General features: G+C 59.6%; 21 protein-coding genes and 1 pseudogene. 14 read left to right on the forward strand and 8 right to left on the reverse strand.

Features of this window, described 5'->3' with window-relative positions:
• Positions 1 to 3 precede the first annotated feature (3 nt).
• Positions 4 to 384: a RidA family protein gene (locus BK658_RS28865; RefSeq protein ID WP_123585283.1), complete on the forward strand. Its 381-nt coding sequence runs from the start codon at positions 4 to 6 to the stop codon at positions 382 to 384.
• Positions 385 to 393: 9 nt separating this feature from the next.
• Here the strand turns inward: BK658_RS28865 and BK658_RS28870 are convergent, their stop codons facing one another.
• On the reverse strand, positions 394 to 1,107 hold the full coding sequence (locus BK658_RS28870; RefSeq protein ID WP_123585284.1) for a murein L,D-transpeptidase catalytic domain family protein: 714 nt from the start codon (positions 1,105 to 1,107) through the stop codon (positions 394 to 396).
• A 145-nt stretch (positions 1,108 to 1,252) separates the two neighbouring features.
• Here BK658_RS28870 and BK658_RS28875 point away from each other — a divergent pair, with 145 nt between their 5' ends.
• Positions 1,253 to 2,824, forward strand: coding sequence for a L,D-transpeptidase family protein (locus BK658_RS28875; RefSeq protein ID WP_123585285.1), 1,572 nt, complete (start codon positions 1,253 to 1,255; stop codon positions 2,822 to 2,824).
• Positions 2,825 to 2,858: 34 nt separating this feature from the next.
• The gene (thpR, locus tag BK658_RS28880) at positions 2,859 to 3,404 is read left to right on the forward strand and encodes an RNA 2',3'-cyclic phosphodiesterase (RefSeq protein ID WP_123585286.1); all 546 of its coding nucleotides are present in this window, start codon (positions 2,859 to 2,861) and stop codon (positions 3,402 to 3,404) included.
• Positions 3,405 to 3,930: 526 nt separating this feature from the next.
• Here the strand turns inward: thpR and BK658_RS28885 are convergent.
• The 3 genes from BK658_RS28885 to BK658_RS28895 form a co-directional block, all read right to left on the reverse strand.
• Entirely contained in the window at positions 3,931 to 4,785 is an 855-nt protein-coding gene (locus tag BK658_RS28885) for a glycosyltransferase family 2 protein (RefSeq protein WP_123585287.1), read from the reverse strand.
• Between the two features lie 232 nt (positions 4,786 to 5,017).
• Positions 5,018 to 6,367: a glucarate dehydratase gene (gene gudD, locus BK658_RS28890; RefSeq protein ID WP_123585288.1), complete on the reverse strand. Its 1,350-nt coding sequence runs from the start codon at positions 6,365 to 6,367 to the stop codon at positions 5,018 to 5,020.
• Between the two features lie 38 nt (positions 6,368 to 6,405).
• Positions 6,406 to 7,764, reverse strand: coding sequence for an MFS transporter (locus BK658_RS28895; protein WP_123585289.1), 1,359 nt, complete (start codon positions 7,762 to 7,764; stop codon positions 6,406 to 6,408).
• 386 nt (positions 7,765 to 8,150) lie between these two features.
• Between BK658_RS28895 and BK658_RS28900 the strand changes: the two genes are divergently transcribed.
• Positions 8,151 to 8,861, forward strand: a complete 711-nt coding sequence (locus BK658_RS28900; RefSeq protein ID WP_123585290.1) for a FadR/GntR family transcriptional regulator — start codon at positions 8,151 to 8,153, stop codon at positions 8,859 to 8,861.
• Between the two features lie 17 nt (positions 8,862 to 8,878).
• On the opposite strand, the gene BK658_RS28905 is transcribed toward BK658_RS28900, so the two are convergent.
• Complete coding sequence (locus tag BK658_RS28905; protein ID WP_185019918.1) at positions 8,879 to 9,868, reverse strand: LysR substrate-binding domain-containing protein; 990 nt, start codon at positions 9,866 to 9,868, stop codon at positions 8,879 to 8,881.
• 105 nt (positions 9,869 to 9,973) lie between these two features.
• Between BK658_RS28905 and BK658_RS28910 the strand changes: the two genes are divergently transcribed.
• Entirely contained in the window at positions 9,974 to 11,143 is a 1,170-nt protein-coding gene (locus BK658_RS28910) for a M20 aminoacylase family protein (RefSeq protein ID WP_123585292.1), read from the forward strand.
• A gap of 94 nt (positions 11,144 to 11,237) precedes the next feature.
• Positions 11,238 to 12,026, forward strand: coding sequence for an ABC transporter substrate-binding protein (locus tag BK658_RS28915; protein ID WP_123585293.1), 789 nt, complete (start codon positions 11,238 to 11,240; stop codon positions 12,024 to 12,026).
• A gap of 154 nt (positions 12,027 to 12,180) precedes the next feature.
• Here the strand turns inward: BK658_RS28915 and BK658_RS28920 are convergent, their stop codons facing one another.
• A complete protein-coding gene (locus BK658_RS28920; protein WP_103316019.1) occupies positions 12,181 to 12,459 on the reverse strand; it encodes a DUF3303 domain-containing protein in 279 nt (92 codons plus the stop codon).
• 262 nt (positions 12,460 to 12,721) lie between these two features.
• Between BK658_RS28920 and BK658_RS28925 the strand changes: the two genes are divergently transcribed.
• Both BK658_RS28925 and BK658_RS28930 read left to right on the forward strand, forming a co-directional pair.
• Positions 12,722 to 13,063, forward strand: coding sequence for a DUF190 domain-containing protein (locus tag BK658_RS28925; protein WP_123585294.1), 342 nt, complete (start codon positions 12,722 to 12,724; stop codon positions 13,061 to 13,063).
• A 138-nt stretch (positions 13,064 to 13,201) separates the two neighbouring features.
• Positions 13,202 to 14,113: a pyridoxal-phosphate dependent enzyme gene (locus tag BK658_RS28930; protein ID WP_123585295.1), complete on the forward strand. Its 912-nt coding sequence runs from the start codon at positions 13,202 to 13,204 to the stop codon at positions 14,111 to 14,113.
• 10 nt (positions 14,114 to 14,123) lie between these two features.
• Here BK658_RS28930 and BK658_RS28935 read toward each other — a convergent pair whose 3' ends face one another.
• Together BK658_RS28935 and ppnN are read right to left on the reverse strand one after the other, a co-directional pair.
• Positions 14,124 to 14,684, reverse strand: coding sequence for a histidine phosphatase family protein (locus BK658_RS28935; protein WP_123585296.1), 561 nt, complete (start codon positions 14,682 to 14,684; stop codon positions 14,124 to 14,126).
• A gap of 98 nt (positions 14,685 to 14,782) precedes the next feature.
• Positions 14,783 to 16,156, reverse strand: a complete 1,374-nt coding sequence (gene ppnN / locus BK658_RS28940; RefSeq protein WP_123585297.1) for a nucleotide 5'-monophosphate nucleosidase PpnN — start codon at positions 16,154 to 16,156, stop codon at positions 14,783 to 14,785.
• 470 nt (positions 16,157 to 16,626) lie between these two features.
• Between ppnN and BK658_RS28945 the strand changes: the two genes are divergently transcribed.
• The 6 genes and pseudogenes from BK658_RS28945 (at position 16,627) to BK658_RS28970 (ending at position 26,905) form a co-directional block, all read left to right on the forward strand.
• Entirely contained in the window at positions 16,627 to 17,220 is a 594-nt protein-coding gene (locus tag BK658_RS28945) for a cytochrome b/b6 domain-containing protein (RefSeq protein WP_123585298.1), read from the forward strand.
• A gap of 3 nt (positions 17,221 to 17,223) precedes the next feature.
• On the forward strand, positions 17,224 to 17,997 hold the full coding sequence (locus tag BK658_RS28950) for a molybdopterin-dependent oxidoreductase (RefSeq protein WP_259740163.1): 774 nt from the start codon (positions 17,224 to 17,226) through the stop codon (positions 17,995 to 17,997).
• A gap of 68 nt (positions 17,998 to 18,065) precedes the next feature.
• On the forward strand, positions 18,066 to 18,347 hold the full coding sequence (locus tag BK658_RS30105) for a hypothetical protein (protein ID WP_185019919.1): 282 nt from the start codon (positions 18,066 to 18,068) through the stop codon (positions 18,345 to 18,347).
• A gap of 413 nt (positions 18,348 to 18,760) precedes the next feature.
• Positions 18,761 to 19,279, forward strand: a complete 519-nt coding sequence (locus BK658_RS28960; protein WP_123581954.1) for an Hcp family type VI secretion system effector — start codon at positions 18,761 to 18,763, stop codon at positions 19,277 to 19,279.
• Between the two features lie 134 nt (positions 19,280 to 19,413).
• A pseudogene (tssI, locus tag BK658_RS30910) lies at positions 19,414 to 22,244 on the forward strand (type VI secretion system tip protein TssI/VgrG).
• The gene (locus BK658_RS28970) at positions 22,241 to 26,905 is read left to right on the forward strand and encodes an RHS repeat-associated core domain-containing protein (protein ID WP_123585300.1); all 4,665 of its coding nucleotides are present in this window, start codon (positions 22,241 to 22,243) and stop codon (positions 26,903 to 26,905) included. The pseudogene tssI and the gene BK658_RS28970 overlap by 4 nt, the downstream one beginning before the upstream one ends.

Genomic DNA, 26,905 nt, shown 5'->3' on the forward strand with positions numbered 1-26,905 from the left:
CCCATGGCAAACCACGACCTGACTTTCATCCCCGACCCGGACCTGGATTCCATCTCCTCCGACGTTGCAGGTTTCGGCGGCCTGCTGGTCTCCACGCAGATCCCCACTCGCGCTGACGGCAGCCTGGAACTGGGTGGCATCACCGAGCAGAGCGAGTGCACGTTGCAGGCACTCAAGGTCGCGCTGGAACGGGCCGGCAGTTCGATGGACCGGGTCATACATTTGACCATCTACCTGACCGACATGGCCGACCGCGCCGCCTTCAACGAGGTCTACCGACGCTTTTTCGCCAAGCCCTGGCCAGTGCGCGCCGCCGTTGGCGTAGCCGCCCTGGCAGTCGAAGGCATGCGCGTGGAAGTCACTGCGATGGCGGCCAAAGGCTGAGTCCGCGAGTCAGTCATTGTGCGCAGTGAGGATGTCGGTCACCAGATGTGGCCGACAGTTAAGGTAGGCCGAGGATTTCAGCCAGCGCTGGTCGGGATACCAGGAAAACATGAACTGGCCGTCCTTGAGTTTATCGATCACCTGGCGCGCCACTTGCGGGCGCACTGCCGGGCAACCCAGGCTGCGACCGATGCGGCCCTGGCGTTCACTCCATAAGGGATTCACGTAGTCGGCTGCGTGGATCACGATGTCGCGATCACGTGCGCGGTCATTGAAGCCCGGTTCCAGGCCGTCCATGCGCAGCGAGTAACCATGGCTGCCCTGATAGCTTTCCTGGGTGCGGAACAGGCCCAGACTGGACTGATAGCTGCCGACGCGATTGGAGAACTGTGTGGCGAAATTTTCCCCGGATTTTTGCCCATGAGCGACCAGATCGCGCAGCACCAGGGACTTTTTGCGCAAATCGAAGATCCAAAGACGACGAGCCGTGGATGGTTGCGAATAGTCGATCACGGCCAGGCGCTCGGCTTGTCTGGCGCCACTGTTGACGGCGCATTGCATGGCGTTCAGGGCGCTAAGTAGCGCTTGGGGATTGAGTTCCGGAGCGGTGTGCGCGAGGCTGTTATACAACGCTTGATTGTGGGTGTCGGCGGCGAATGCCGGACTGCACATCGCGCCCAGCATTACAGCTGCCAGACAGCGTCGGCGGACAAAGGTCAGCATGGGTTGAGAGTCCTGTTGTTATTGTTGGCTCCCGAACTCCTGTCGCTTCCCCCGGCAGGCCTGTTCATACGCTGGCCTTAGTGCTTGATGCACCTGCTGCAGAGGTTGACCGTCTACCTGACGGCCATGGAGTGGAGTAAAGCAGTTGATCAAAAAGTACGCATGTTACTTGAGCCTTTTCCTGCTAGCTGCGCCATTGGTCGCGACTGCCCAGAACGAGCTGGCTGATCACGACAGCCCATTGAAATTGGCGCTGACTCAATTACCGGTCGATTGCCCGCGCCTGGCCGCGCACTTGAGCGCGCCAGCGCAAATGCTGTTGCAGGCTTTTTATCAGCAGCAGAACTATGTCCCGATCTGGACTGCCAATGGACGCTTGCCGGCCTTGCAGGCACAGTTGCAGCAGTTGGCCGATGACGGCCTCAACCCCAACCGTTACCGCCTGCCCACGGGCGCTGCCGAAGGGGATGCAGTGTGTGCCGACATCGGCATCAGTCAGCGTTACCTGCAAGCCTTGCAGGACCTGCGTTACGGCCGCTTGCTGCAATCGCGTTTCGAGCCGCTGTGGCATGCGCAGGCGTTGCCGCACGACCGACCCGCCGAGGTGCTGGCCATTGCCGGGCCGGGTCTGCAAGACATGGCGACGGCTTTTCAACTGGCCCGTCCAAGCCTTGAGCAATACCAGAGCTTGCGCCGTGTCTATGCCCGGCAGCGTCGGCAGCCGTTGCCCCATTGGCAGGCGCTCGCCAGTGGGCCCTTGTTGCAACCCGGCGCACAGGATGCGCGAGTTCCTGAGCTGGCGAAGCGCCTGTTCAGCGAGGGCTATCTGGCCAGTGTTTCCGCGGGTGTCGGCACGGTCTACAACAAGGAGCTGGTGAGCGCGGTGAAAAACTTCCAACTGAGCCATTCGCTGCAAGCGGATGGCGTGCTGGGGGAGGGCACCTTGAGCGAGTTGAACGTCAGCCCGGCGGTGCGGCGCGAGCAGTTGCGCATCAACCTCGAACGTTTTCGCTGGCTGGCGCAGGATCTGGAGCCCAATAGCTTGCTGGTCAACGTGGCCGCGGCGACGTTGACCGTCTATCAGGGCGGTATGCCGGTATGGAAGACACGCACTCAGGTGGGGCGTGCCGAGCGGCAGACCCCGCTGCTGAAGTCGTCGGTCACGCGCCTGACCCTGAACCCGACCTGGACAGTGCCACCGACCATCATGCGTGAAGACAAGCTGCCGGAAATTCGCCGGGATCAGGCGTTCCTCGGTAAACAGAACCTGCAGGTGCTGGACAGTGACGGCCATCCGTTGGCGGTGGACGAGATCGACTGGGATAACCCCGGCAACATCCTCCTGCGTCAGGACGCGGGACCGAAGAATCCGCTGGGGCAAATGGCGATCCGCTTCCCCAATCCGTTCTCCGTGTACCTGCACGACACCCCCAACCAGGCACTTTTCCAAAAGGCGCCGCGGGCGTTCAGTTCAGGCTGCGTGCGGGTCGAGCAAGCGATGCAGTTGCGCGATCTTTTGTTGAGCCCGGCTGAGCGTCTGCGGACCAATGAGTTGCTGGCGACAGGGCTGACCCACGAATTCAGGCTTGCAACGCCGGTGCCGATCCTGCTCAGTTACTGGACCGTGCAAGCCGACCGGCAAGGCCAGTTGCTTTATGCCCCGGATATTTATGGGCGGGATGCCGCATTGTCGGCTGCGCTGGGCGGTAAGTCCTGAGCGTTACTCGCCCTCCAGTCGGGAGGTACAAGGCATGAACACTGGACCGCGTGAGCAGGGCGAGCCCTTCAAGCGATTGTTTTTCGCGCTGCCCTGCGCCACGGCACAACGTCGAGCGATCGCCCAATGGCGAAGCGCTCTGAGGCTTACTAGCGGACGCCCGGTGCCAGCAGAAAACTTTCATCTGACGCTGATGTTTCTGGGGGCTGTGGCCGTGACGCAGATTCCGGATATCTGCGCGGCTGCCGCGCAAGTCCGAACGCCAGGCGAGCCGTTGAATGTATCGCTCGACCGTCTGGATGCATGGCGCCGCGCCGGTGTTTTGTTGCTCGCGCCAACGCAGACGTCGTTGCCATTGCGTCAGCTGGTGTATGCCTTGCAACAGGCGATGCTGGCGCTTGGGTTTACCGACGCTCCCCGGGAATATCGTCCTCATTTGACCTTGATGCGCGACTTTCGAGAGCCTGTCCCGGAATCTGCAACGCCCCCGGACTTTCATCTGAGTGCCGGGCACTTTGCACTGTTCGAATCGCATAAAGGCCGCTATCGGGCGCTGGCCGAATGGCCTCTGGTCCCGTAGGTGCGGGATCTAAAGATCGCAGCCTGCGGCAGCTCCTACAGATGTACACAGTCCAACTGTGGGAGCGAGCCTGCTCGCGATGGCGGCCGGACAGCCGGCCAATCTCTTGCAGGTGTACATATCCATTCCTGCGGTAACGGCTGCTTAGGGTTCCGCTCTTACAGCGTGTCACTTTGGCAAACGCCCCAAAGTAACCAAAGGTCTCGCCCCAAGCGTCCGGCACCTCGCTTAGGCTCGGCGTTCCCTCACTCCGGTGTCCATCAGGGGGCATCGCCTACGGTCTGCTGCGCGACGACCTCCTCTCGATGTGTCCGGCTGCGCCGTACGGCGCTGCGCGCCCACCCCCTGATGAACACCTCCACTCGGCCTCCCGAAGGGGCGGGTGGATCAAGATCAACGGCAACAGCACGGCGGCCTACCGGCCGGCCTGAGTGGTTGGGGCGTGTCACTTCATTGATGGTGGGTGATATCCGTGGGAGCTGCCGAAGGCTCGGGCCGCGTTCGGACGATCTTTTGGAAGCAGGCATCAAACAACAGCGGGAGACCGCGCTTGCTTAAACGATCCCACGTAGCCATTTGTCTGCAATGCATCAGCCTTGAATGCTCGCTGTCCGGTCAATTGGTTGTACATCTTGACCCGTCGATGGCTGCGCGCATAACCGCCCATCGCTGAAACCGTCCCGCTTTGAATATGGTCCAGATAACGGAAAATCGTGCGTGGCGAAATGAAGCCGATCTGATAGTTCAGCGCAGCCATTCGATCTTGCAGTTCGTAACCGGGATTGCGTCCATCCATTTGAAAGCGCAGGCCGTGCTGTTTAATCAGGCGCGCATTCCACAGAGTACAGAAGCTTTTCAAGTGAACTTCCCTGAACGGTTTCGGTGCCCTGGCATTCAACCCCAAAGCCAGCAAGCTGCGCCGGGTGTAGTGCTTGAAAAACCGTGATATCAGGCGCCAGGTCGATCGGGCCACACCACGATTCAGCTGTTCCAGGCAGCCGACCGCCGCCACTTCCTGCGGGCCAGTGCACTGGCTGAGCATCAGGCTGAATACAGTCGGGTCATAAATAAACGTGTCGGTGTGCAACAAAAACAGGTACTCGGTTTCAACCTGCTCCAGGGCAAGGTCCAGGGCCCGGCCGTGAGCCATACTCCCGGCTTCAGGGGCGTTGCTTTTACGCTCGATCAGGTTGATCCAGTCGAGCGTGCGCAGGTATTCGCTGCTCGCATCGTTCGAATAGTTGTCCACCACAAACACCGGCACGCCAGCCGCCTGCACATGCTCGCGCAGCAGTTCCAGGCAGGTCCTGGTCAGTTCAAGCGATTTATAGTTAACCAGCACAATGCTGTAGTTTGCCGGGGTCGAAAATGGGCGCGTCATAGGTTATTTAGCCTCGAATGCTGCCTGAACTTCAGGCGTGCGCTCATCCTAGAGAGGTCAATCTTTCGGCCTGTTCTCGGCGGGATAAATTTTTTGACAGGGTTGTTTCTGATCCCAATAGGCGGGGAGGCAGGGGAGCGAAGGGGATAGAACTATTCGCGAGAGGGCGAGGACAGGGCAATGAACCTGTCCTCGCTTGCTTCAAGGCATCACGTTGCGTAGCCGCCGAAACTCAGCGCACCAGGCAGGGCTTTTTGTTATCGAACGTCCAGCCGGGAATCATGAACTGCATCGCCACGCTGTCGTTGCGTGCGCCCAGACCCATGCCTTTGTAGAGTTCGTGAGCCTTGGCGACGGCGTCCATGTCGATGTCGACGCCCAGGCCGGGCCTGGCTGGAACCTTGATGTGACCGTCGACGATTTGCAGCGGCTCCCGGGTCAGGCGTTGCCCGTCCTGCCAGATCCAGTGGGTGTCGATTGCGGTGATCTCGCCGGGTGCAGCCGCCGCGACCTGGGTGAACATCGCCAATGAAATGTCGAAGTGGTTGTTGGAGTGAGAACCCCAGGTCAGCCCCCACTCATGGCACATCTGCGCCACGCGCACCGAGCCTTGCATGGTCCAGAAGTGCGGATCGGCCAATGGAATGTCCACCGATTGCAGCTGGATGGCATGGCCCAGTTCGCGCCAGTCGGTGGCAATCATATTGGTCGCCGTCGGCAGGCCGGTGGCTCGACGAAATTCGGCCATCACCTCGCGGCCGGAATAACCGTTTTCAGCGCCACACGGGTCTTCGGCATAGGCCAGCACATGATGCTGGTCGCGGCACAGTGCAATGGCTTCCTTCAACGACCAGGCACCGTTCGGATCAAGGGTGATGCGCGCATCCGGGAAACGCTCGGCCAAGGCGGTGACGGCCTGGATTTCTTCCTCGCCGCGCAGCACGCCGCCTTTGAGCTTGAAGTCGTTGAAACCATATTTGGCCTTGGCGGCCTCGGCCAGGCGCACGATGGCTTCAGGCGTCATCGCCTGTTCGTGACGCAAGCGGAACCAGTCATCGGCGTCGGGTTCGCTGCGGTACGCCAGATCGGTCTGCTGACGGTCACCAATGTAAAACAGATAACCGAGCATTTTCACTGCATCGCGTTGCTGGCCTTCACCGAGCAAGGCCGCCACCGGAACTTCGAGGAACTGACCGAGCAAGTCCAGCAGGGCCGCCTCCATGGCGGTCACCGCATGGATGGTGATGCGCAAGTCAAAGGTTTGCAGGCCCCGGCCGGCGGCGTCGCGGGCGGCGAAAGCGCTGCGCATGGCGTTGAGGATGCCTTGGTAGTTGCCGATCGGTTGCCCGACCACCAGGCTGCGGGCGTCTTCCAGCGTTTCACGAATGCGCTCGCCACCGGGGACTTCACCGACGCCGGTATTGCCGGCGCTGTCCTTGAGAATGACGATGTTGCGGGTGAAGAACGGGCCGTGAGCGCCGCTGAGGTTCATCAGCATGCTGTCATGGCCGGCAACAGGGATGACCTGAAGGCTGGTGATCAGCGGGGCTTTGACGGTGTGGTGCAGGTGTTCAGAGTTCATGTTCAGTTCCTGTCTTGTCAGTTCGAGCCAATCGCCGATCAGTGCGATTTACCGAGCACGGGTTGGTGAATGTCCGTGTTGGCTGTGTCCGTTACCGTGGGTTTGGTCTTGGCGAAAAACACCAGCAGGGCGGCAATGATCGAGGTGCCCGCCAGGCCATACAGCCCACCTTGAATAGAACCGGTGGTTTGTTCCAGAAAGCCGAAGGTGGTGGGCGCGACGAAGCCGCCGAGGTTGCCGATGGAGTTGATCAAGGCGATGACCGCGGCAGCGATTCGGGCATCGAGGTAACCCTGGGGGATCGGCCAGAACAGCGAAGAGGCTGACTTGAAACCGATCGCCGCAAAGCAGATGGCGATAAACGCGAAGATCGGCCCGCCCGTGGTGGACAGGAACATGCCCGCGGCGGCGATCAATAGCGCAGCAGCGACCCAGGCCTGCTGGAACTTGAACTTGCCCGACAGTGCGGCGAAGGCATACATGGCGACAATCGAAATCAGCCAAGGAATCGAGTTGTAGAAACCCACCTGAATGTCGCTCAGGTCGCCCATCTTTTTGATGATGCTGGGCAGCCAGAAGGTCGCGGCGTAGATCGTCAGCTGAATGCAGAAGTACAGCGCGCAAAACAGCATGATCTGACGGTCCTTGAGCAACTTGCCCAAGGTCGGCTTGACCGTGTGGGCAGCGTCGCGCTCACGTTGTTCGCGATCGATTTCGCCCACCAGCGCATCCTGCTCTTCACGGCTCAGCCACTTGGCGTCATGCGGTTTGGAGTCGAGCCAGAACCAGACAAAGAAGCACAGCAGCACCGACGCCATGCCTTCGATGATGTACATCCACTGCCAGCCATGCATGCCCAGCCCGTTGATCTGCAGCAGCATGCCGGACAACGGGCCCGAGATCAGCGAGGCGAATGCCGAGCCGCTGAGGAATATCGCGATGGCTTTACCGCGCTCGACGCCGGGCAACCAGCGAGTGAAGTAGTAGATGACGCCCGGGAAGAAACCGGCTTCAGCCACGCCCAGCAGAAAACGCAAGATGTAGAAGTGGGTTTCGTTCTGGATGAAGGCCATCAGCGTGGCGGTAATGCCCCAGGTGAACATGATCCGGGTCAGCCAGAAACGCGCCCCGACCTTTTGCAGCAGTATGTTGGAGGGCACTTCGAACAGCGCATAGCCAATGAAGAACAAGCCTGCACCGAACCCGTAAGCCGCAGCACCGATGCCCAGGTCGTGTTCCATGTGGGTACGGACGAAACCGATGTTGACGCGGTCGATGTAATTGACGATGAACATGATGACGAAGAGCGGAAGCACATGGCTCTTCACTTTCGAAATGGCACGCGCCAGGACAGGATTGTCCGGCGAGACGGCAGGTGCGGTGCTTGAGTTGCTCACGGTTCATGACTCCCACTGATTATTGTTATGCGGGTGTGGTGTTGCAGTGTTGTTTTGCGACTTAAGTTGCCAGTCATCATACAAGTGAGATTTTTCGCTCGCAATACGAGTCATGCGACCAAATAGCTATAAAAACTGGGTTTGTAAGATTTAAATGGATGTTATTGAGGTGTTTTAGGCGGTTAAGGCTCGATTTTGACTCGGCGTTTCAGTTTTCAAGATGAGCATCTCGTTTGTCATGCAAACGAGGTAGTCGAATAAAACGGCTAAAACAGCTATGTTGTCTGACATGTTGAGGTGAAAAATCAGCACTTGGAAGAGGCGGGGACAGCCCGCAGACTGACGGTAGTAGTATTCTGGAGCCTCCTTTGAACGGGTCGGACCACATGCAAAACCAATCCAGCGGTTCAGGCCGCAAGCGTGCGCCTGGCCTGGCACACGACATTGTTGCCGAGCTGACTCAACGCATCCTGCTTGGGCAAATCGCACCGGGTGAAAAGCTGCCCTCCGAATCGACGATTGTTCGGGAGCACGGCGTCAGTCGCACGGTGGTTCGCGAGGCCATCTCCAAATTGCAGGCTTCGGGGCTGGTTGAAACCCGGCATGGCGTGGGAACGTTTGCCCTGGAGCGTGACGCGCATCAGGGTTTTCGCCTGAGCAGCGACACCGCCATCAGCGTGCGGGGGATTCTCGAACTTCGCATGGGGCTGGAGACGCAAGCCGCGGCCCTGGCGGCGAAGCGTCGAACGGAAGATCAACTCGTCCGGATGCGTCAGGCGCTGGACGATTATCAGAACTCGTTGGCCAATAACGACAGCAGTGTTGAGCCCGACGTGCGTTTTCATCGGCTGATTGCCGAAGCCACCGGGAATGCGTACTTCACCGACATCATCTATCACCTCGGTAACTCGGTCATACCGCGTACGCGGATCAACGCGCAGGAGCGGGGTGACACTGATCTGATGAAGCTGGGTCAATCCGCCAATCTGGAGCACGAAGCGATCTTCAATGCGATTCGCCGGCAAGACCCCGACGCGGCGAGAGCGGCCATGCTGCTGCATTTGAGCAATAGCCTGGAGCGTATGGCGGTTGAATGACGCGGCGCTGCGTCACCTCACACCAACAACCGCAGCGTATCAAACAGCTGGCGGTCTTCCTTTTTGGCCGAGCGCGCATGGCGCCGAATAACCTGTAGCAGGCAATCAGTGAAGCAAAGCGCCGGATTGCTCAGCGAGCCGTTGCGGCGGGTGACGATGCTCAGCTGTCTCGGTTCGAACTGCTCGGTCAGGTTCAGGGACACCAATCGGCCGAGGAAGGGCGAGGCGGTGCTCAGGATGGTCGGGCCCCAGGTACACATGTCGGCCCGCTCCAGCATCATTTGCAGGATCGCCAGTGAATGGGCGCGCACGATGCGTTTTTCATCGATCTGTGCGTTGTGCCTCCAGAACAGCTCCTGCATCAGCGCATCGTGGCCGTCTGGCGCGTAGTTCAGGGTCCAGTCCTGATCCAGTAGCTCGTGAATCGATCGTGCGTTCTGGCGCGGATGACCTTGGCGAACCAGTACCGAAGTTTGGTATTCGAGCAGGGTTTCGCAGGCAAATTCCGCGGTCGCTTGTGCTGGGTGAAGCTGGCCGATGGCGAAATCCATGCTGCCGTCGCGCAGCAGCGGCTGGGCCACCGCCATCAGGCTTTCGAACAACTCCAGATGAATCTCCGGCATGCGTGCCCGAAAAGCCAAGACCACTTCGGGCAGGAAGGTTAACGCGACCCAGGGCGTGACCCCGACGCAAAGTCGCCCCTGGGCCTTGCCGCGCAGGTGATCAAGCTCGGTCTGTGCATGTTCCAGTTGCTTGAGCACCAGCCGGGCGTGCGTCAGCAGCACCTTGCCGAATTCGGTGAAGTTCAGGCCGCTGGGGGTTCTGACGAACAGCGGTAACTGTTGTTCGGTTTCCAGCTCGCGCAAGGCTTTGGTCACAGCGGCCTGGGAGATGTCCAGCGAGCGCGCAGCGGCGCGGATGCTGCCGGTCTCGGCGCTGGCAATCAGGGCTTGTAATTGATGCAGTTTCATCTGCTCACCTTGGCGACAACTATTGGTTGTCATCATAACCAAACTGAGCCTCCCCAGCCTACGGCCCGTTCCCTAAGATCGACTCGACAGCGCCCAGGTTGAATCGCCGGCAGCTGAATCATCTTATCGAGGAGTACACCCATGGAGGCTGGCCATTTCCTGCCGGGAATCGCGGCGCTGCAGGATGAAATGATCGCCCTGCGTCAGCGTATTCACGCGCACCCCGAGCTTGGGTTTGAAGAGTTCACCACCAGTGAGCTGGTAGCACAGTGTTTGATGGAGTGGGGGTATGACGTCAGCACCGGCGTGGGCAAGACCGGCGTGGTCGGGACCCTGAAAAATGGCGAGGGCCGATCCCTCGGGCTGCGGGCTGATATGGATGCGCTGCCGATTCAGGAAGCCACCGGGTTGCCTTATGCCAGCCGGATCGACGGCGTGATGCATGCCTGCGGCCACGACGGTCATACGGCAACCTTGCTCGCGGCGGCCAAATACCTGGCGCAAACGCGGGATTTCAACGGCACTCTGAATCTGGTGTTCCAGCCGGCCGAAGAAGGGCTGGGCGGTGCGAAGAAAATGCTTGAGGACGGGCTGTTCGAACGTTTCCCGTGTGATGCGATTTTCGCCCTGCACAACATCCCGGGTTATCCCGCCGGGCAGTTGGGGTTTTACAGCGGGCCGTTCATGGCCTCCGCCGATACCGTCACGATCAAAATCATCGGCACCGGTGGTCATGGCGCGGTGCCGCACAAGGCAGTCGACCCGGTGGTGGTCTGCGCGTCGATCGTGATCGCGCTGCAAAGCATCGTCTCGCGCAACGTCAATCCGCAGGAAACGGCAATCATCACGGTCGGTTCGATTCATGCCGGGAACGTTTCGAATGTGATTCCCGCGTCCGCCGAAATGATCCTGAGCGTACGAGCGTTGACGTCTGAGGTCCGCCAGTTGCTCGAACGCAGGATTACCGATCTGGTCAACGGTCAGGCTGCGAGTTTCGGCGCGCAGGCCGAAATCGACTATTACCGGTGCCACCCGGTGCTGATCAACGATCCGGAGCAAACCGCGTTCGCCCGTCAGGTCGCACGGGAGTGGTTGGGCGAAGGGCAACTGATCGAAGACCTGCGGCCCTTCACCGCCAGTGAGGATTTCGCGTTCATCCTCGAAAAATGCCCCGGCAGCTATCTGGTGATCGGTAATGGCCAGGGCGATGGCAGCTGTTTGCTGCACAATCCCGGTTACGACTTCAATGATGCCTGCCTGCCAATCGGGGCGAGCTATTGGGTGAAGTTGGCCGAGGGTTTTCTGCGTTGAGGCGCACGGTTTTTGAACATCAATGTTTTCGAATATCACGGTTGTAAAAAACGGTCGGTAACCCGACTCGGCGAACCCCTGGAGGACAATAACAATGAATAAGATGATCGCGGCGGTTTCACTGGTTTTCTTGACGGCATCCGGCGTGGCCGGTGCGGCCGACTGGTCCGGCAAAGTGTTGAGACTGGGGATTGACCCGACGTATCCACCGCTGGAATACAAAAGCCAGGATGGCACGCTGACCGGTTTTGGCGTCGACATCGCCGACGCGCTGTGTGCAGAGTTGCACGCTAAATGCGTCTGGGTTGAAAGCAGCTGGGACGGGATGATTCCAGGGCTGCTGGCGCGCAAGTTCGACGCTATCGCGTCATCGATGACCGTCACCCCCAAGCGTCAGGAGCAGATTGCGTTTAGCGACAAGGTATCCAACGCGCCGGCACGCTTGGTCATCAAGCGCGGATCGGACCTGCAGCCGACCGTCGAGTCGCTCAAAGGCAAACGCATCGGCGTGGAGCAGGGCTCGACTCAGGAAGCCTTTGCGAAAGCCGTTTGGGGTAAGCAGGGGATAGAGATTCTTTCTTACCAGAATCAGGACCAGGTCTACGCCGACCTCGTGGTCGGGCGTCTCGATGCGTCGTTGCAGGGCTCGATTCAGGCCAGCTACGGGTTTCTGAATAAACCGGCGGGCAAGGACTACGAGTTTGCCGGCGGCACCCTGGACAACCCGGAGTTCTTCGGCGTCGGTGACGGCATCGGCGTGCGCAAGAGTGACGTTGAACTGCGCGAAGACCTGAACAAGGCCCTGGCGACCATCCTCGCCAACGGCACGTACGCGAAGATCAACAAAAAGTACTTCGACTTCGACATCTACGGCGCGAAGTAAACGCCCTCGGTTCGAAACAGCAAAGATCCAATGTGGGAGCGAGCTTGCTCGCGATAGCGGTGTGACTGTAAACATGGGTGCTGAATGTAAAGCCGTCATCGCGAGCAAGCTCGCTCCCACACAGGATTTGCTTCGCTTGCCAGAATACTGACTGTTACTTGCCAAGCGCCGCGGCCAGCAGCGGCGCGGCCTGTTCATCCGTCAACGCAGGGTGAATCTCCATGGCCAGCAGGTCGCTCCATTCGAGCACCCATTTCTGTATCAGTGTGACATCACTGGCCTCTGCAACACCAAAACCGGTCATGCGTCCTACGGCATGCCAGCGTCCCAGCATCTTGACGCCTGCGGGTGGGGCTCCGCCTGTTTTGAGAAAACGTTCAATCGCGCTATTACGACGTTCCGGAGTGATTGACCAACTGACGATGTAGAGCATCTGCCACCTCCTGTCAGGGGTTGGCACCGGTTTTTCTCTGCGCGCACAAGGTGGGTGCCGCGACCCTGGCCACGCATCTGTTTTCAGCGCCTCCCTCGGCTGACTTGATCGACAACTCCCATGAGAAGGCATAGCAGCCTGCTGAATGAGGCGTATGACCGCTGATCTTCTTTCCCGCCTCTGCAACAAATCCCGGGCACTTCATTATTCGGCAAGGCAGGTTTATGTTGAATCATTGAGGTCATTGAAGAGGAGATCCGTCATGCAAGGTTTTCTGGTGATTTTCTTTACTCAGCAGAACCGTCGTTATCACGGAAAAATGCTCGGTGACTGGCTTATTGATCTGGCGAAAGAAATGGGCCTGCACGGGGCCACTCTGGCAACCGGTATCGAAGGCTTCGGGCATTCCGGGAAACTACATTCCGCGCACTTTTTCGAGATAGCCGATCAGCCGGCCGAGATTCGTCTGGCGATTACCGAAGAAGAGTGCACCCGGTTGTTTGTGCGACTCGAGGCCGAAGACATCTCGTTGTTTTACATCAAGGCGCCGGTTGAATTCGGCACCGTGGGCAAAAGGGCCGAGCAGTCCGGCCACCAGGTTTGATAGTGTTGGCCGAGCCCGTCGGGCGCCGACGTCTAAACTCAGCGGTCTAGCCAGGTCCTGGGGCATTCTTCGAATGCGTCCTTGTCTGTTCCTGCACCGGCTGTCCATTTATCCGTTTTTTTGATCAGGATGCCCGTGATGCTGCATATCAGAACACCCTTGATACTCCATCCGGGGCTCTCGACGCCAAGCCGGCGCATCTGGCTCAAGCTGGAAAACCTGCAACCCAGCGGTTCATTCAAGCTGCGCGGCATGGGGTTGCTCTGTACCCGCGCGGCCGAGCAGGGCATGAAGAAAGTGGTCTGTCCGTCCGGCGGCAATGCCGGTTATGCGACGGCAGTAGCCGCCGCGGCGTTGGGGCTGGAGGCGAGCATCATCGTGCCGCACACCACTGCGGAAAGCACCCGGGCGCGAATCGCCAAAACCGGGGCGCAAGTGATCGTGCACGGTCAGGTGTGGGACGAGGCCAATCAATTGGCGCTGGAACTCGCCAACGAGCCAGATACCGAATACGTGCCGGCGTTCGACCATCCGACGCTGTGGGAAGGGCACAGCACGATGATCGATGAAATTCTGCAGGACTGCCCTCAGGTCGACACGATAGTGGCGTCGGTCGGCGGCGGTGGTTTGCTGGCCGGGATCCTCACCGGCCTGGAACGCCACGCCCGGCTGGATTGCCGGATCATCGCCTGCGAAACAGAGGGTGCAGCGTCATTCGACGCCGCGGTCAAGGCCGGGCATCCGGTCAAACTCTCCGAAATCAACAGCGTTGCCAGCTCACTCGGGGCGCTGCAAGTGGCGCAATGGCCGGTTGAGCATATCCAGCGCTTCCAGCACGAATGTGTCGTGCTGACGGATGCCGAGGCCATCATGGGCGTCGTCCGCTATGCCGATGACCTGCGTCAACTGGTTGAGCCAGCGTGCGGTGTCTCGCTGGCCGTCGCGTATCTGGATCACCCGGCGATTGCCGGAGCCCATGATGTGGTGATTATCGTGTGTGGCGGGATCAGCATCAGTGCGCAGCAGGTTGCCGGCTGGCAGAGCCTTTGACGTCACGGGTTCAGGCTGGCGTCAGGCGCAGTCGCCAACGGCCGTTGTAGCGTAATTCGACGGCGGCCAGAGGCTCGACGTCAATCGTGTTGAACAGCGCGAGCGGGCATTGCATCACGTGCATCAGTGCAGCACGAATCACGAACGGGTGAGTGACGGCAAGGAGGTGCCCGGGTTGGCTGCCCAGGGTCTCCAGCCACGCAGCGATCCGCTCGCAGAGTTGGGCCACCGATTCACCGCCATGTGCAGCACGGGTGTTGTCGCTCAGCCAGGCGTGCAGCAGCTCGGGTTCGTTTTGTTGCAGGTCATTGATCCGCAGCCCCTTCCAACGACCCAAATCGCAATCGCGCAGCGCCGGGACAATTTCCATGTCCGCACCAAACAGCGCGGCGGTCTCTCGGGTCCGGGCTTCCGGCGCGCTGAGCAGGCGTGGCGCTCGTTTGAAACGCTTGGCCAATGAACCTTTTGCGTTCTGCCAGTCCATTTCCACTGATTCATCCTCGGCAAAGCGCGCCAGTTTCTGGGCCGCTGTCCGGGCGTGACAGATCAGGGTCAAACGGGTGGTCTGCACAGGAAGTCACTCAGGCTGTGTTGGGCGAAAGCGTATCGCGAAGGGAGAAGAAAGGCCCGGAACCGAATGGTTCCGAGCCTTCTGACGCGAGGGTATTGTTAGCTGATGACCTGATAGCAGGGCACATACTCTGCGCCACCGGGCAGTTTCATGCGGTGTTGCGCGACAAACGCTTTCAGCAGTTTGTCCAGGGGTTGCATGATCGCCGCGTCGCCATGGATTTTGTAAGGACCGTGTTTCTCGATCAGGCGGATGCCCTTGTCCTTGACGTTGCCGGCAACGATGCCGGAAAACGCCCGGCGCAGGTTCGCCGCCAGTTCGTGGGGTGGCAGGTCACGGCGCAGTTGCAAGCCGGCCATGTTTTCATGGGTTGGATCGAACGGACGCTGGAAGCCTTCGTCGATCTTCAGCAGCCAGTTGAAATGGAACGCATCGTTGCGCTCGCGGCGGAACTGCTTGACGGCCTTGAGCCCCTGATTCATTTGTCGGGCCACCTGGGCCGGATCGTCGATGATGATCTCGTAGTGGCTCTGCGCTTCTTCGCCCAACGTGGCGCCAACGAACGCGTGCAACTGCTGCAAGTACGGCTCCGCGCTCTTCGGCCCGGTCAGGATCACCGGGAAGGGCAGGTCGCGGTTGTCCGGGTGCATCAGGATCCCGAGCAGGTAGAGGAATTCTTCAGCAGTACCGGCACCGCCCGGGAAAATGATGATCCCGTGGCCGACGCGGACGAAGGCTTCCAGGCGCTTCTCGATGTCCGGCAGGATCACCAACTCGTTGACGATTGGGTTCGGCGCCTCGGCAGCGATGATTCCAGGTTCCGTCAGCCCCAGGTAGCGGCCGTGGGTGATCCGTTGCTTGGCGTGGGAAATGGTCGCGCCCTTCATCGGGCCTTTCATCACCCCAGGCCCGCAGCCGGTGCACACATCCAGACTGCGCAGGCCGAGTTCGTGGCCGACTTTCTTGGTGTACTGATATTCCTCAGAGCTGATCGAGTGACCGCCCCAGCACACGACGATCTTCGGCTCCACGCCGGGACGCAGGGTGCGGGCGTTGCGCAGCAGGTGGAAAACGTAGTCGCTGATGCCTTGAGACGAGCTCAGGTCGATGCGCTGGCTGTCCAGCTCGTTCTCGGTATAAACGATGTCGCGCAGGGCGCTGAACAGCATCTCGCGGGTGCTGGCGATCATTTCGCCATCGACGAAGGCGTCTGCGGGCGCGTTGAGCAGCTCCAGGCGTACACCGCGATCTTGCTGATGAATGCGAATCTCGAAGTCCCGATAGGCTTCCAGAATGGTCTTGGCGTTGTCGACATGAGCGCCGGTATTGAGGATGGCCAGGGCGCACTGGCGGAAGAGAGAGTAGATGCTGCCTGATCCTGCGGCGCTCAGTTGCTGAACTTCGCGTTGGGACAGCGTCTCCAGGCTGCCCTTTGGGCTCACCGAAGCATTGATAACTTGTCTTGCGGTCATTCGATATTCCCTGAGAACGATGTTATCGAGCCCGACAGGCTCAGTAGCATCAGGATAGTCAGTGCTAGAGCGATCGTGCTGCTTTCATCTTCTCCGGCGACCGGGCATGAATGCAAACATCATGGCCGATGCGAGCCGGAGGATTCGTTTCATAATGAACCGGACGACCATGAAACAGGATTCCTGGCGGGCGGGCAATTGGGTTTTTTTTCTGCTGCGGGCGGGCGCTCGCGCCAAATCGGCTGGATGAGCGGCCCAGCGGGATCAGGCTGTGTTCATCTGCGCAAAGTGCCCAGGCGAATAATGTAAAACGGTTTCTAAAAGCCGATGCTAGGCTTGATACATGCGTCGCCAGGGCGGCGTTGTTTGCGACTCCATTTGAGTTGCCGGTTAACCGAGGGGGATTGAGCCAACACACGTCGTGGTGGTCGGGGGGATTTTACCGGCGCGTTGCCGGCAGGGCAGGCATCATGAGTAGTTCGCAAACTATTCACCCGATCTGGCTTCGGTTGACCCACTGGATCAACGTCATCGCAGTGGTCATCCTGCTGATGAGCGGCTGGCGCATCTATAACGCCTCGCCGATTTTTTCCTTTCAGATTCCCGCCAGTATCACCTTGGGTGGTTGGTTGGCAGGTGCACTGCTTTGGCACTTTGCGGCGATGTGGATACTGTTTATCAACGGCATCGTTTACCTGCTGCTGAATATTTTTTCCGGGCGCATCGCCTACAAGTTCTTCCCCATACGGCCCCGCGAAGTCCTGCATGATTTCCTCGCGGCTCTCAGAGGCAAGCTCGCCCATGCAGACTTGCGGCACTACAACACCCTGCAAAAGCTCGCCTACCTGTTTGCCGTGCTCGATCTCATCGTGCTCGTGCTGTCGGGCCTGGTGATCTGGAAGTCAGTGCAGTTTCCGTTACTAAGGGAACTCATGGGCGGTTACGACTCGGCGCGCATCGTGCATTTTGTCTGCATGGCGTTGCTGGTCGCTTTTACCGTGGTGCATCTGGTGATGGTGGCGCTTGTGCCACGCACCCTGATTGCCATGCTGCGGGGGCGCTAACCCATGAACAGAACGACTGGTAAAGACCGGATGGATGACCCCGCCATCATCAAATCGGTGGCGCAGGAACTTGATTTACCCGCACGCAGACAATTTCTTCGGCATGCCTGGACGCTGGGTGGGATTGCCTTGCTGACAGGTTGTCGCCTGGACGACAGCAACTCAGTGGAGTCCATGCTGAAAATGGTCTCGCGCTTCAATGACAAGGTCCAGGCGGCGCTGTTCGATCCGGGCAGACTGGCACCGACCTACCCCGAGTCGATGATGACGCGCCCGTTTCCGTTCAATGCCTATTACGACCGCAACGGCATTCCGGACATCGAGGAAGATGAGTTCTCACTCACGGTTGGTGGTCTGGTCCAGGACAAACACAGCTGGACCCTGGCCGAATTGAACCAGTTGCCGCACACCACTCAGGTCACACGGCTGATTTGCGTGGAGGGCTGGAGCGCCATCGGCAAATGGGGTGGGGTGACCTTTTCGACTTTTCTGCAACGTGTGGGCGCCGACACCCGTGCCAAATATGTCGGACTCAAATGCGCTGACGACTATTACACCAGCATCGACATGCCGACGGCCTTGCATGCGCAAACGCTGCTGACCCTGAGCTATGACGATCAGGTACTGCCGCCGGAGTACGGCTACCCCCTGCGACTGCGCATGCCGACAAAGCTGGGCTTCAAGAACCCGAAACATGTGGTGGAGATTTTCGTGACCAACGATTACCCCGGTGGATATTGGGAGGATCAGGGTTACAACTGGTTCAGTGGCAGTTGAGCAATCGGCTGTTCTGAAATGCGGCGCATTGCCGCTGTCGTTAACGCGAACTGCACAGGAGTAGTGACATGAAGAAGCTGATTGCTACGGCGATGGCTGCCGTTTTCCTGATGGTGGCCGCCCCGGTGTTTGCGGCTGAAACCAATATGAATGATATGTCCAAGGATCAGATGGACAAGGGCACGATGAAAAAGGACGAAATGAAAAGCCATGCCACGAAGACCAGGCACCACTACAAGACCAAGGGCGACAAGGCGAAGAGTGACGCCATGGATAAAGGTGGCGCGATGAAGAACGATGGCATGGAAAAAAAGGACAATATGGGCAATGACACGATGAAAAAATATTAAGGCGCCGGTCGCTTCAGCAGTGGATCACGTGTGGTCCCGCCCAGGACATGCCAGGATCATCAGTAGCTGCTGAGGCACCAGAACAGCCGTCGGTCATGGAGTCAGGAGTGGCTCATTCAGAGTGCGCAAAAAGTTGCGCACCTCGACCTCGAAAAATCACCTATAAAATCGCTACAGGCCAGGTGGTCTGTGGCCTACAGACGAGTGCGCAAGAAGTTGCGCAGTACTGCGCAACTTCTTGCGCACTTTGCTGACTCTTCCTACATGAAAACAGGAAAAGAGCACGGGCAACTCCGCTCAAGCCCTTGATAAATAATGGCCATATGATGGCTGGCACGACTTTTGATATCTCCGTCGGCACCTGACAGGCAATTGTGCCTGCCGGTCCTGACTTTTTAGCAAGGAGAGCATCCATGGCTACACCAGCGTATATGTCCATCACCGGCACCAAACAAGGCCTGATCACTGCCGGTGCCTTCACCGCTGATTCGGTGGGCAACACCTACCAGGAAGGTCACGAAGACCAGGTCATGGTTCAGGGTTTCAACCACGAAGTGATCATCCCGCGTGACCCGCAGTCCGGCCAACCCACCGGCCAGCGCGTTCACAAGCCAGTAAAAATCACCAAGGTTTTCGACAAGTCCTCGCCACTGCTGCTGGCGGCCCTGACTTCCGGCGAGCGTCTGACTTCTATCGAAATCAAGTGGTACCGCACCTCGGCTGCCGGCACCCAAGAGCACTACTTCACCACCAAGCTTGAAGACGCGATCATCGTCGACATCAAAGACTACATGCACAACTGCCAAGACCCGGCGAACTCGCACTTCACTCACCTGGAAGACGTAGAGTTCACCTACCGCAAAATCACCTGGACCCACGAAGTATCCGGTACTTCGGGTTCCGATGACTGGCGTTCCCCGGTCGCTGGCTAAGTCTGGCCGACCGTTACAAAACATCGGCCAGCGCTGCTGGTCGATGTTGTTTGCATCACTCAAGAATTTTTTGCGTTCGTTGATACCCGACTCGGATGTCGAGGGACGCCGCAGTATTGTGCGAGGAACAAGGGATGTTCTCACCGGCCAACCAGCCCCATTTCACGTTGACCCTCGAGGGCGCGGACTTTCAGGTCCTGGCCTTCAAGGGTCGCGAAGCCCTGAACACGCCGTTTGAATTTGAACTGGAGCTGGTCAGCGAACGGTCCTTCCTCGACCTCGAAAGCCTGCTGCACAAACTGGCGTTCTTGCAGCTGTCGCCTTCGGGCAGTGGCATTCACGGGCTGGTCTACAGCATCGCTCAGGGCGAGGCCGGTAAACGCCTGACCCGTTATCGAGTTTCGTTGCGCCCGCAACTGGCCTACCTGGCCCATCGGGTGAATCAGCGGATCTTCCAGCAGATGACCGTGCCGCAGATCATCGCTCAGGTGCTGGAAGAGCACGGAATTCTGGCCAGCGATCACAAGTTCCAGCTGGCCGCGGTGTATCCCGAGCGGATTTACTGTGTGCAGTACGACGAATCCGACCTGCAATTCGTCCAGCGCCTGTGCGAAGAAGAAGGGATTCACTATCACTTCCAGCACAGCACCAAAAGCCATCTGTTGGTGTTCGGCGACGACCAGACTGTGTTCCCGAAACTTGCGCCGGTGGCCTATCAGCAAGACACCGGTCTGGTCGCCGACACGCCGATGATCAAACGCTTCGGGCTGCGTCTGGCGACCCGCACCAGCCGCGTCACCCGCCGTGACTACGACTTCACCAAGCCGCGCATCGAACTCGAAAGCGACGCCAAGAGTGCTGCCCAACCGGACCTGGAGGATTACGATTATCCAGGGCGTTTCGTCGACCGCGAGCGTGGCAAGCACCTGGCCAATCGCAACCTGGAGCGCCATCGCAGCGACTATCGGCTGGCCGACGGTCGCAGCGATCAGCCGCTGCTGGTCAGCGGGCATTTCCTGGCCCTGACCGACCACGCCAACCCGGCGTGGAACGACCTCTGGCTGCTCACCGAAATCCGCCACGAAGGCAAGCAGCCGCAGGTGCTGGAAGAGTCGGTGACCAGCGACGTCACCGACCTCAAGGATGATTTCCACCAGGGTTACCGCAACCAGTTCAGCGCGATCCCGTGGAACGTGCCGTACCGTCCGCCGCTGGAGCATCCGAAACCGAAAGTCCTCGGCACCCAGAGCGCGGTGGTCACCGGCCCCGAAGGTGAAGAGATTTTCTGCGACCAGTACGGTCGGGTGAAGGTGCAGTTCTTCTGGGACCGCGAAGGCCAGCACGACGACAAGACCAGTTGCTGGATTCGCGTCGCCTCGAACTGGGCCAGCCAGAACTTCGGCTCGATCAACCTGCCGCGCATCGGTATGGAAGTGCTGATCACCTTCCTCGAAGGCGATCCCGATCAGCCGCTGATCACCGGTTGCCTGTACCACGGAGTGAACCTGCCGCCGTACAAGCTGCCGGACTTCAAGACCCTGGCCACGGTCAAGAGCAAGGAATACAAGGGCAGTCGCGCCAACGAACTGCGGATCGACGACACCACCAGCGAGATCAGCATCGCCCTGCGCAGTGACCACGGCGCCAGTGCGATCAACCTCGGCTATCTGACCCATCCGCCGGTTTGCTGGTGACCACCGAGCCACGCCCGAACGAATCCAAGCACCACAAGGACTTGCCGGAAACCGCCGAACGCCTGGCTACCGCCGCCGATCAGCAGGACGGCTTTGCGATGCAGGCCAAGGAACTGCAAGCCCAGGAGCCGGGCGATCAGGACGACGTGGCCAAGGCGCTGCACAGCCAGCATCAGGGCATCCTCGGTAGTGGCCCGGCGAACATGAGCGCCAACGAGTTTCCGGAATTCACCGAGCCGCACTTGGTGCTGGCGAGTCCGGCCGGCATCGCGCTAACTACCCCGCGTTCCAGCCACATCGCCACCGGCGAACACTTGGCATTGAGCAGCACTGGTCACACCAGCCTGTCGATCGGCAAACGCCTGCTGGCCAGCGCCAGTCGCGGCATGCGGCTGTTCGTGCAGAGCATGGGCTGGCGCTTGGTCGCGGCGTCCGGCGATATTGACGTGCGCGCCTTGAAGGACAGCATCAACCTGCTGGCCAAGCTCAACATCACCGCCAATGCCGACCGCATCACGATCACCGCCAAAACCGAACTGGTGATCCAGGGCGGCGGCAGCGCCACCACTTACAACGCCGGCGGCATCACCCACGCCACCACCGGCCCGTACACCGCCCATGCAGCCAACTTTGCCTACACCGGAGCGAAGAGTCTGTCCGGTGCGTTCCCCGAACCGCCGAAGCCGGGCAAAGGCAACCTCGAGCTGTTCAACCAGTACGCCGGGCGTCAAGGCATCAAGGGCGGCGACTTTGAAGTGATCGATGCCTTGGGCAAAAGCCTCAAGGGCAAGCTTGATGCCAAGGGTTTCGCCAGCGTCTCCGGTGCTGCACCGGGGCCGGCGCGCGTGCTGTTCGGCAAGGACCCGGCGGACACCTGGAGCGACAGCAGCTACATCGGCAAACCCGAGTGGCCACGCGAACAGCCAGGCGCCGAGAGTATTCCGTCGCAGGTGCAGGCAATGGTTGCCCAGGCCCTGCCGAGTGCCGGCAGCAGCGCCGAGCTGCTGAAAAGCGCCCCGGCTCTGGCGCAGAGCGGCATGGGCGCGGTGCAAACCGGCCTCGGTGCAGTGCAGACCGCGCAACAGGTGCGCGGTGCTTTGCAGGCCGGATCGGCCGGAGTGCCGCAGCTCGCGAGTGCAGCGATGCCGACGGCGTCACGGCTGCTCGGTGCCGCGAGCAAGAGCGGCAAGTTGCCGCGTCTGCCGCCTGCGACCGCTCCCAAGACTTCCCTCAAAGCCCCGGGCCTGCGGGCGGGTGAGATGCTTTCATGACCACTGAAATTGCTGTTGTAAAAAAACGTGAACCTCAAGTGGCGGTCGTTCCACTGAACCTCATCAAAGTCGGGGATGTCGGACGCAGCGCCGCGCAATTTGACGCCTGGTTGCAGTCCACCAGCGGCGGTGTGGTCACTCTCGACCGGATCAAGAACGTCGCCGGTGCGCTGCCAGTGGTCGGCAACATCATGGCGCTGGTCGATGCCTTGAATGACATCATTACCTTGTCCACCAGCCAAAAGCGCGAAGTGCTCGATTGGGTCAGCCTGGGCATCAACCTGATTGGCGTCTTGCCCATGCCGCCGAGCATGGCTGCTGCACGCATGAGTCTGCGCCCGACGTTGTTTCTGGTGCGCCAGGAATTGAGGCAGGCCGGCAAGATGTTGCTGGGCGATTCGCTGATCGAGATCGTCGTCGGACACCTGAACGCCGATATCGTTGGCACCATCGATGACTTCGTAAAACAGGCCCAGACCAAGCTCAAGGAGATCCTCGACGACGCCGGCAAGCTCGGTGAAAGCGTGATCAACGAGATCGCCACGGGCCTGGAGACAGTGATCAATGGCAAGCTCGACGCCAAGGGCAATCTGCACGAGGCGGAACAACTGGCGAGCGCCGCCAGCGATCAGTTGCTGCATGACCCCAAGGCCGCGATCAGCAACATCTTCGGCGCGGTCGCCAATGTCTACAAGGCCGCCGGTAAAGGCGTCGCCAACAGCGCCGCCGAACACCTGCTGTCTGATAAGGCCAAGGAAGAGGCACTGGCTCACACGGCTTCGTTGCGAACCATGGGCCCGGAGTTGCGGACTCAGCTCAACCGTCTGAGCGACGCTCAGATTCAGAATTCCATCGGCGCATTGCTGATGGTACTGGCCGGCGCTGTCGCGACCTGGCGTCTGCGCAATGCTCATGGCCAAGGTGGCAACGTCAAACCTGGCACGACCAGCCAGGCCAAACGCAAGGCGGGTGAAGGCAAGACGGAGGTCAATACACACGAGGAGCCTTCGACAGGCCACCCCCATGAAATGAAGAACTGTGCCCGTGCGGCGACCGAGAAAAGTATCAGCTTCGCTCTGGGCTCGGAATCTGTGCGCCATACCGACTTCAGTTTGCCGGGAGCGTTCCCGATTGAGTGGACCCGCACTTACTGCTCACGCCTGGACGCTTATGATCAGGACGTACTGGGTGCGCGCTGGATCACTGCCTTCACGACGAGATTCGACCTGGTCGATGATGCGCTGCTGTTCCATGACGCCGATGGGCGCAGTCACGACTACCCGCTGCCCAAGGTTGGCTTGTTCCATTACGACGCCATTGAAAACCTCACGGTGGTGCGCGCCAGCGAAGATCAACTGCTGCTGTGCCGTGGCTTCGAGCGCAAGGAAACCTATGTGCGCCGTGGTCAGCGCTACCTGCTGACCGGCGTTGTGCTGCGCAATGGTGCCGGGATCATGCTGCATTACGAGCACCACCACGGCGACCATTCGGTGCTGTCGGACCTGATCACCTATCAGGACGATGTGACCAAGGTTCACCTGCACTTGGGCACGCTGATTGACGACCACGGTCGCTTAATCGGACTCTGGGAAATCCGTGACGGCGCACCTCAGCGTCAGCTCTGTGCTTACCAATACGACAGCGCCGGTGACTTAATCCAGGCCCAGGACGAGAACGGCGCCGCCTGGCGTTATCAGTACCAGCATCACCTGATCACCCGCTACACCGACCGCACCGATCGCGGCATGAACCTGCAATGGCAAGGCCACGGCGCCGATGCCAAGGCGGTGCGTGAATGGGCCGATGACGGCAGTTTCGACACCCGCCTGGAGTGGGACGAAAACATCCGTCTGACCTACGTCACCGACGCCCACGGCAACGAGACCTGGCACTACTACGACAGCCTCGGCTACACCTACCGCATCCGGCATGCCGACGGGAGTTCGGAGTGGTTCTTCCGTGATGATGCCAAGAATGTGGTGCGTCAGGTTCATGCCGATGGCAGTACCGACCGCTTCAGCTACGACGATCGCAGCAATCTGCTCGAGCATATCCGCGCCGACGGCAGCGTGATGCACTACGCCTACGACGACCAGGACCAACTGATCAAGATCAGCGACGCCGAAGGCGGTCAGTGGCAGCGGGATTACGATCGGGCGGGCAATCTGGTCGAAGCCATCGACCCGCTGGGCAACAAGACCGAGTACGCCTACAACCCGGCCGGTCTGCCGACCGCGATCAAGGACGCCAACGGCAACGCGAAAGAACTCGAGTACAACGACGCCGGCCAGTTGGTGAAGTACACCGACTGTTCCGGCAAGGCCAGCGCTTGGGAGTACAACGAGCGCGGGCAGATGATCTGCTTCACCGATGCGGCCGGACAGAGCACCGAGTACCAATACAAGGCCGGGCAACTGACCCTGATCAAGCACCCGGACAAGACCGAGGAACGTTTCGAACGCGATGCCGAGGGTCGTTTGCTGGCCCACGTCGATGGCCTGGATCGCTGCACCACCTGGAGCTACACCGAGGCTGGCTTTATTGCCGAACGGGTCGATGCCGCCGAACAAACCCTGCGCTACCGCTGGGACCGCCTCGGTCGATTGGTCGCGCTGGAAAACGAAAACGAGCGACGCGCACACTTTCTCTACGACCCGGTGGGTCGGCTGCTGGAAGAAACCGGCTTCGATGGCCGTACCACCCGTTATCAGTACGACCCCGAAAGCGGTCGACTGGCCAACACCGTCAACGCTGAACGCAGCATCGCCTTAAGCTTCGACCCCATGGGCCGCTTGACCGAACGCCGCGCCACGCTGGGCGAGCAGTCGCAAAGCGAAACCTTCGCCTACGATGGCAACGGCAACCTGATCCTCGCCACCAACGCCGACAGCCGTCTGCAATGGTTTCATGACCCGGCCGGCAACCTGCTGCGTGAGCATCAGCATTATCTGGGCCTGGAAAAACCACTGGTAGCAGTCTGGCAACACGAGTACGACGTGCTCAATCAACGCGTTGCCACCGTGCGCCCGGACGGCCATCGCGTCAGTTGGCTGACCTACGGCAGCGGTCACTTGCTCGGCCTGCGTCTGGATGAGCATGAGCTGATCGGTTATGAGCGTGATGATCTGCACCGCGAAGTCGCCCGCCATCAGGGCAACCGCCTGCTGCAAACCCAGAAGTGGGACCCGGCCGGACGTCTGCAAGAGCAATTGCTGGGACGTAGCGACGACAAGTCCACGCTGCTCAAGCGCGAGTACACCTACGATGCCGCTGGTCAACTGACCGATATCAACGATAGCCGCCGTGGTCCCTTGGCCTACCGTTACGATCCCGTCAGCCGCCTGCTCAGCGCCACCAGCCGCCTCGGCGTGGAAACCTTCGCCTTCGACCCGGCCGGCAACCTGCTCGACGACAAGACTGCAGAAATCCGCCGACCGCTGGATCAGGACTCGCCGCGCAGCAAACTGCTCGACAACCTGCTGCGCGAGTATGCGGGCACGCACTACGAATATGACGAGCGCGGCAATCAGGTCAAACGTTGGCACAACGGCAGTTACTGCCAGATGCAATGGGACCTGTTCGACCGTCTGGTGCACTTCGACGATGCTCGCCTGTCGGTGGACTATACCTATGACCCACTCGGTCGCCGCCTGCATAAAAACTCCAGCGCGCACTACAAACAGCGTCCGGAAGCCGGTTCTCTATGGAATCGCAATGAACATGCGCGCAGACAACGCGAGCTGGGCTGCGGCTTCACCCTCTATGGTTGGGATGGCGACAACCTGGCCTGGGAAAGCAGCCCGGCCCAGGTCGATGGCAGTGCCGGCCGCACTGTGCATTACATCTTCGAACCGGGCACCTTCGTCCCGGTGGCTCAGGCCCTGAGACATAAACCGATTCACCTGATGGGGCAGCCGGACTACAGCGGCGACTACAGCCTCGACGACGATCCGTTGTGGAACCACACGCCGACTGCGCAACCGTTCGATGTGCTGGCCTGGTATCAATGCGACCAGCTTGGCACGCCGCAGGAACTGACTGACCAAAATGGCGACATTATCTGGAGTGCACAGTACAAAGCTTGGGGTGAAGTGCGCGAGCAACGTTCGGCGTTGGCGCAGCAGCATGGACTGACCAACCCGATCCGGTTCCAGGGGCAGTATCACGACCATGAGACGGGGCTGCATTACAACCGGTATCGGTACTATGATCCGGCTGTGGGGCGGTTTATCAGCCACGACCCGATACGTTATGAGGGCGGGCTAAACCTTTATCGATATGCACCTAATCCGGTAGAGTGGATCGATCCGCTCGGTTTGAATACAGTCATTGCTACGAATAGCCGTAGGAGTGCAATGAAGAAAGCACAACAACATGCTCAGGTTCCGAGAGTGAGTAAGGGCGGAGAAGATATTCCAATTAGTCGGCTAAATGATGATAGCCGTGGAGTGAATTACGCCTGCCTGAAAAAACGAGGTGTCACTACTCTCGGTCGCGAGGGTAACGATAGGAAGTCGGAGGTGTTTGACCACCCAGATGGTCATCCTGAGATGATCGGAGATGGTCACCCGGACCATCATGAGAGCCCGCATGTTCATGCTACGAACAAAAAGGGAGAAAAAATAGTATTTACCTATCCAGCAGGACGTTCAGGACGCTAG

It is taken from the genome of Pseudomonas brassicacearum (genome assembly GCF_003732175.1).
GTDB classification, from domain to species: domain Bacteria; phylum Pseudomonadota; class Gammaproteobacteria; order Pseudomonadales; family Pseudomonadaceae; genus Aquipseudomonas; species Aquipseudomonas brassicacearum_G.